Here is a 6714-nt window from a genome sequence, read left to right on the forward strand (position 1 = left end):
AGTTTTATGCTTCATTGTTTTACAAAATAATTAAAATTTCTTACGAAAAAGTTAAAATTTATCAAAAAAGTACGAATCGTGAATAAAAAGAAAAAGAGCAAGTAAACGCTCTTTATGCCAACCGTGATTTGGTGAATTTTACGAATTCTGTAAACAGTTTTTTATCTCTCCTTTATTTCCGCTCCGGCAGTCCTATATATTCTCATTTTCAGTGCAACCTCCTAAATTAAATACTTTAAAAAATAAAATCCCGGGCTATAACCCGGGAAAAATTTGAATTATATTATTCTTTTAAGGCACGCAATCAAAAAATCAGCAACCTCGAACCATTGCATGGCATCAGCTGATCTTGGTTGCCATACCAAAGTCTACTTAACAAAGGTAACCGGGCATTCAGATAAAGCTAAAACCTTATGGCTTACACTTCCAAGGACAATACTCTGAAGGTCTGTTAAACCCCTTGTCCCCAACACGATATGGTCATATTCACCCAATTTGGCGAACTCAACAACTTTTATGGCTGGATCACCGTCGATCAGCTTGGTTGTTACACATAACCCAGTATGTTTAAGAATTTCTTCATGATCATTAATAATTTTATAACCTTCGCTTATAACCCGCTGCTTAATTTCTTCAATTTCTGAAGAGGTATTTCTAAGTTTATTTATTTCTTTTCTGGAATTTATAACATGAATCAGTGTAATATTTAAATCTCCTTGTTTTTTGGCTACTTTAATGACATAATCAACTGCTCGTTTTGCATTTTCGGAACCATCAACTGCTAATAGAATTTTATTCATTAACATTTTTACTCACCTCCGAACTGCTTTAGAATTATTCTACCATAATAGGAAATGTTTATCAGTGCCATAAATTAATTATTAGATAAATCACACTACTGTTTTATTAAAAGGGGCTGTTACACAAGAACCAATTGGTTCATTGTACAACAGCCCCTTTATATATTCTTTACTCGTCACATCCGCATCACGATCCCTAAACATTTGGAGGACTGTCCTTATTTATATTTTATGGATGCCGCTCCGTAGTGTTGTCATGTCATAGGTGTAGATTAGCTACAATTTGTATTAAATTAAGAATAAGCAATTTATAATAAACACGTATAACTCATATACTACTTCTTATTAGGTTATGAGGAGCGGTTATTATGAAGATTGCAATTATAGGTGCTGGCGTATCGGGTCTTTCTGCAGCAATTTCCTTGGAAAAGTATGGAATTGTACCCGATATTTTCGAGCAAAACTCATTTATATCTGACCATTATTCGCATGTTGGCGTTTTGTTTAATATGGCCTATAGAGGTATTTCAACGAAACCTTTAAAACACATAAATAAGCTGCTTTCAATCGAAATATCTCCTCTAGAAAGGATAACCGACTTAATTATTCACAGCAGACATTCTAAGGCTACAATTTCAAAAGAAACAATCGGTTTTAGTTTTATTATGGGACAAGAGCCACTATCTATTGGCAATCAACTTCTAAATAATATCAAAAACTCTAAGATTCTTTATGAGCAAAGGCAATCGGTAGAGGAGCTAAGTAAAAAATATGATTATGTTATAGTTGCCACTGGAAGCAGAGGAGAGGATTACGTTGCAGATCGGTATTTAACAGATTGGAAACAATACCTTGCTACCCATACTAGGGTGGCTAAATTATATGGTGATTTTAATACGAATACAGCTATTGTATGGGGTAATAAAGAAATCGTTAAAGATGGTTATGGTTTTTTTGCACCCTTCAGCTCTAAAATAGGTTCATTGTATGTTACGATCCCACATTTAAAAAATTGGGAAGAGTTTAATTATTGCTGGAAAAAGTTTTTAAAAAAGGAACGTATCCTTGAAAAAACAACTCTTCTTGGAACCTATGATCGAACCCATGTAGCGGCAAATTCAAGCACTAAGCAATGGAAGAACTGTCTTTTCGTTGGGGATCAAGGTGGCTTCTTAGATCCCTTTTTAGGTCTAGGTGCTGCCACCGCAATTATTACTGGCATTATGGCGGCTAAGTCAATCGCTCTAAATAAAGATTACGATGAACTAACACAGAAATATAAAAAGATCATAAACACAATGAGCAACTTTAGATACTTCTATGACTCGATAGATGATGATACCTTTGATAAAATAGTCAAAACAGAAGCAAACCCCTACATTAATAAAATTATATATGGAACAAATATTGACTGGCTTAAATATGGTTCCAAAGCAATTGGTCCTTTTGTATCGGAAAAAACATCTCCAAACTTTCACGAAATTAGCTCCTCACCAACTTAACAGAAAGCTTTTGGTCATATTTAATGGGCTGGGCATAATGAGTATCGGGCAAGGCTATGGTTGGATTGCACAGCATATTATGCTAAAAAGGTTTGCCTTGACACATTAAAAAACGAACTCCCTGTTATTCTGAGAGTTCATTTGTTAAGGTCTAGATTAGACACGCCTAACACCTCGTTAACCTCTAAGGGTTGCTTTTAGTCTATTTGTATTAAGTAAAAGTCCTAATGCCTGACGAATATCCGTTACCACAATATCCGCAGCATTTACTGCTTTAACAGAAGCCCCTTCACCCCCAATAATTACAATACCTAAGGCTGCTTTCTTTAGCATCAAACAATCGTTGACACCATTTCCTATTGCTACTGCATGCTCTGCCCCGATGGAGTTTATAAAGTCCTCTTTTTCTTGTGCGCCCAGGTGGTTTTGTAGGATTACCACTTCTCCATTTAAGTCCTTACATTCAGCGACAACCCGGCCGAAGGTGTCTGCTGTAATCACATAGATTTTTAGATCACTCGATAAGTGATTTAGCTGCTCTAATACATCTTCTTCTAAATATCCATCCAAGGCGATCGTTCCGTTAAAGTCCAAAACCAGAGAGTAAAACTGCATTTGACCTATTCCTGGTATTTCCACTGAAATCACTTAGATTCCCCCTTACCATGTTAAACCAGATATAAAGTCCCTTGTTTCTTGTTCTTTCGGGTTGGCAAATAAAGCTTCTGTCTTCCCTTCCTCTATTACTTGCCCATTCATTAGAAATATTGTAATATCGGCAATTCTTTTAGCCTGAAAAAGATTATGTGTAACCAATATAATGGTTAGTTGTTTGGCAAGTTTCTTTAGCAACCCTTCTATAATCTTTGTGGCCGAAGGGTCTAAGTTCGAGCAAGGTTCATCCAGCAACAGGATCTCTGGGGAAACTGCCAACACACGGGCTATGGAGAGCCGTTGGATTTGACCACCTGATAATTCCCTAGCCGGATGATTCAACTTGTCTTTAACCTCCTCCCAGAGTCCCGCTTGCTCTAAGCAGTTCTCACAGATTACATTCAGTTTCGCTTTATTCCGTTCACCGAAGTAACGAACTCCAAACAGTACATTTTCCTTAATACTCAAAGGAAGCGCAATGGGAGTTTGGAAAACCAAGCCGATTCTTTTCCTAACCCATGAGGTATCTTTGCATTCATAAATGTTCTCCCCTGAGAGATTCACCTTGCCTTTAATATGATATCCTTTGTCTAATTCCAAGGTTCTGTTCAGGCTCTTTAAGAGTGTTGTTTTTCCGCAGCCGGATGGCCCGATGATCGCATGCAGTTTATTTTTACTAAAGGAAAGATTTATACTCTCTAATATTTTACTATTGCCAAAACTAACTTGTAAATCCTCCATTTGTAAGGACATATTAACCCTCCCTTCTTTTCTGATACCTCAAGCACATGGCGATAACATTTAGAATCAGTAACAGAGAAACCAGAACCAGGGCAGTTCCGTAGGCTTTGTCCAGAGAAACTTGCTGGCTAAATAAAATATAGAGATGATAGGGTAGTGCCATTACCGGTTGAAATAAATCCCCCGTCGATGGCGTAGCTATGGCAGCGGCAGTAACCATAATAGGAGCAGTGGCACCAGCCGCATAGCCCATGGCTAAAAGTATACCACCGATTATTCCCGGTGCGGCCTGGGGTAACAAAATCCGAACTAAAATATAGCTTTTGGAAACCCCTAGAGAGGTTCCGACTATACGATAATGCTTATTGACAGCAAGCAAGGCATCTCTAGCCGTAACGACGACGACTGGAAAAATCATCATACCTAAGGCGAGTCCTCCTGCTAATAGGGAGATCCCAAAACCCATACGAACCACGAACAAAGCATAACAAAATAATCCTGTGACAATGGAAGGCAGCCCGGCCATACACTGAACCGTGGTATTGATAATCTGGAAAATTACGTTTTTGTGAGCATACTCAGCCAAATAGATTGCCGTGGCCAATCCTGGTAGCGCGGCAATTGATACAGCAAGCATTATCAGGCAAAGTGTCCCCTTAATTGCAGGGAGTATCCCTCCCTCGGTGCCCAGGGGCAGTCCCTTTGGGGAGGCCAGTAAAAATTCCAAATTTATAGCTGAATGTCCCCGGTAGATTAGATAACCAAGGATACCTAAAAGAATGATGAGCAGCAACAGCCCAGCTAACCAAAAAATGACAAGGCAAAGCGTGTCGATTAATCGTCGTAAGGACATATTAATTCACCCCATTTCTTCGGTTCCATCGAAACAGAGCCAATAACAGGTTTATACTAAGAACAAAAATCAGCAATACTAGGCCCGCTGCAAACAAACCTTGATAATGTAAGCTTCCTACTTCTGATGTACCAAGCTCTAAGGCAATCAGTGCAGGGAGCGGCTCTCCCTTACTAAACCAGGAGGTAGGTAGCACCATGGTATTGCCCGCCAACATTAATACAGCCATTGTTTCCCCGGCAGCTCTGCCAAAGCCTAAAATTATTGCGCCAAGCAACCCTTTCTTAGCCAAAGGTATCAGAACGCGTAAGGTCAGGTAAGGTTTAGAAACCCCCAGTGCCAGCGATGCTTGTCGGTATTCCGGGGGCACTGCTCGCAGGGCTGATTCTGAGGCACTAATAATATAGGGCAACACCATAACGGTTAATACAAGGGAAGCACAAAATAATGATTCACCACTGGCCATGGAAAAGTTTACCTCAAAAAATTTCACCAGCACGGTAGCTCCTAGAAAACCATAGACCACGGACGGAATGCCCGTTAACAGATTAATGGCTGGTCGAAGGAAGTTCGTTATCCAGCCAGGAGCAAACTCTGCCAGAAAAATAGCACAGCAAAGACCCAGAGGTGCTGCCATTATTAACGCTCCCAAAGCGGTCCACAACGTACTTAAGATCATTGTACCAATGCCCAATTGCTGAGGTTCTGCCAGAGGATTCCAGTTTAGCCCCAGAATAAACTTAAGGGGACCCACTTCTGTCCAAACTGCCCAGCTTTCCAAAGCCATAAATAGGATGATTGACATTAAAAGTAGGGTCGAACACCAAGCGACCAGCAAGCAAAATGTACCTGTTTTTTCCTGCATCTTTTCACACACCTATAAAAACCTGTGGGTAGTTGAATAACTCAACTACCCACAATTATTTTCCTATTTAACAGCGGGAACAAATCCCATCTCTTCCAAAACCTTCAGACCATCTTCGGACATGAGGTAATCTATAAACAACTGTTGTTTTTGATCTGGCTGATCTTTCGTGACTAGCAGCAATGGTCGGGCAATTTTGTATTCACCGCTGGCGATATTCTCGTTAGTGGGAGCTACACCATCAATATTTAAGGCAATTATTTTACCTTCGTTTTGTTTAATCAAACCAGTGGAAACATACCCAATGGCATCCGCATTTTCTGCCACTTTACCGGCTAATGCACCCATAGAAGGCAGCTGAATGGCTTCTTTCGCTACAGGAGTTTTTTTCATAACCAACTCGTCAAATACCTGGGCAGCACCGCCACCAAGGTCACGAATGGCCAGTACGGTTGGGCGATCCGGCAGCTTGGCATCCAGTTCTTTCCAAGTTTTAACTTCCCCTGCAAAGATTGTCTTAACTTCATCCGTGGTTAGATCGGGTTTCTCTTGTACAATGGGGTTTTTAGGGTTGACTGCGATAGCCAGTGCATCGGAACCCATTTTAATAATCTTTCCATTTGGCATTTTTGCTTGTTCTTCGTCTTTAATCTCCCTTGAAACTAACCCGATGTCCACAGTACCATCTAAGGCAGATTTAACACCAAAACCTGAGCCACCGGTGGAAACAAAGATTACAATGGGTTCTTCGGGTAACTTAGGATCAACGTTATTCCAGGTTTTATATTTTTCTGTAAAGTCATCGGCACACTTGGCAACGGTGGGAGCCAAGGTGCTGGAGCCGCCAAGTTTAATGGATTGGTCTTGGCTGGTAGTTTCACTTGATTGACCACACCCTGCCAGCATCAGCAACACCAATAGACTAACTAGCAGCAACTTAATTCTTTTCATAAGCAACCTCCTAAGCTTAATTCCTTCCTAATATTAACACCTTCTAAAACATAGCATATTTGGAGGTGTATGTTAAATGAATAAAAGTTATATATCTTTTGTCATGTATTACTTTATTTTATGTCTACCAATGGTTTTTTAAATTGGGTTGGCCTTTGGTGTTCTCAATTACAATATTTCGATATACCCTTCTGTTCCATGCACGCGAATTGGTTGTCCATCTTTTATCAGTTTAGTAGCATTTTCCACCCCGACAACTGCCGGTAAGCCATATTCACGTGCGATAACTGCTCCATGGGTCATCATTCCGCCAACTTCGGTAACTAGGCCTTTTATGGATACAAACAA

The 6714-nt window shown here is 40.0% G+C and carries 8 protein-coding genes; 1 reads left to right on the forward strand and 7 read right to left on the reverse strand.

What is annotated here, in order from left to right:
* Positions 1–368: 368 nt before the first annotated feature.
* Positions 369–806, reverse strand: coding sequence for a universal stress protein (locus AC1U9Z_RS14960; protein WP_333531083.1), 438 nt, complete (start codon positions 804–806; stop codon positions 369–371).
* 362 nt (positions 807–1168) lie between these two features.
* Here AC1U9Z_RS14960 and AC1U9Z_RS14965 point away from each other — a divergent pair, with 362 nt between their 5' ends.
* On the forward strand, positions 1169–2302 hold the full coding sequence (locus tag AC1U9Z_RS14965; RefSeq protein ID WP_333531082.1) for an NAD(P)/FAD-dependent oxidoreductase: 1134 nt from the start codon (positions 1169–1171) through the stop codon (positions 2300–2302).
* A gap of 177 nt (positions 2303–2479) precedes the next feature.
* Here AC1U9Z_RS14965 and AC1U9Z_RS14970 read toward each other — a convergent pair whose 3' ends face one another.
* The 6 genes from AC1U9Z_RS14970 to AC1U9Z_RS14995 all read right to left on the reverse strand — a co-directional run.
* The gene (locus tag AC1U9Z_RS14970; RefSeq protein WP_333531081.1) at positions 2480–2950 is read right to left on the reverse strand and encodes an HAD family hydrolase; all 471 of its coding nucleotides are present in this window, start codon (positions 2948–2950) and stop codon (positions 2480–2482) included.
* A 12-nt stretch (positions 2951–2962) separates the two neighbouring features.
* Positions 2963–3709: a phosphate ABC transporter ATP-binding protein gene (locus AC1U9Z_RS14975; protein ID WP_479958169.1), complete on the reverse strand. Its 747-nt coding sequence runs from the start codon at positions 3707–3709 to the stop codon at positions 2963–2965.
* 1 nt (position 3710) lies between these two features.
* Entirely contained in the window at positions 3711–4550 is an 840-nt protein-coding gene (gene pstA / locus AC1U9Z_RS14980) for a phosphate ABC transporter permease PstA (RefSeq protein ID WP_479958170.1), read from the reverse strand.
* Between the two features lies 1 nt (position 4551).
* Complete coding sequence (gene pstC / locus AC1U9Z_RS14985; RefSeq protein WP_333531078.1) at positions 4552–5415, reverse strand: phosphate ABC transporter permease subunit PstC; 864 nt, start codon at positions 5413–5415, stop codon at positions 4552–4554.
* 63 nt (positions 5416–5478) lie between these two features.
* Positions 5479–6366 carry a phosphate ABC transporter substrate-binding protein gene (locus AC1U9Z_RS14990; RefSeq protein ID WP_333531077.1) on the reverse strand — a complete coding sequence of 296 codons (888 nt, stop codon included), beginning with the start codon at positions 6364–6366 and terminating at the stop codon, positions 5479–5481.
* A gap of 168 nt (positions 6367–6534) precedes the next feature.
* A partial coding sequence (locus tag AC1U9Z_RS14995; RefSeq protein WP_479958171.1) for a PEP-utilizing enzyme occupies positions 6535–6714 on the reverse strand: 180 nt, incomplete at its 5' end.

It is taken from the genome of Desulfotomaculum sp. (assembly GCF_982386235.1).

What these genes read in the sequence shown, in the direction of transcription:
- pstC (WP_333531078.1), bottom strand. Translation starts at nt 5,415, where the DNA reads ATGCAGGAAAAAACAGGTACATTTTGCTTGCTGGTCGCTTGGTGTTCG.
- AC1U9Z_RS14965 (WP_333531082.1), top strand. Translation starts at nt 1,169, where the DNA reads ATGAAGATTGCAATTATAGGTGCTGGCGTATCGGGTCTTTCTGCAGCA.
- AC1U9Z_RS14960 (WP_333531083.1), bottom strand. Translation starts at nt 806, where the DNA reads ATGTTAATGAATAAAATTCTATTAGCAGTTGATGGTTCCGAAAATGCA.
- AC1U9Z_RS14990 (WP_333531077.1), bottom strand. Translation starts at nt 6,366, where the DNA reads ATGAAAAGAATTAAGTTGCTGCTAGTTAGTCTATTGGTGTTGCTGATG.
- pstA (WP_479958170.1), bottom strand. Translation starts at nt 4,550, where the DNA reads ATGTCCTTACGACGATTAATCGACACGCTTTGCCTTGTCATTTTTTGG.
- AC1U9Z_RS14975 (WP_479958169.1), bottom strand. Translation starts at nt 3,709, where the DNA reads ATGTCCTTACAAATGGAGGATTTACAAGTTAGTTTTGGCAATAGTAAA.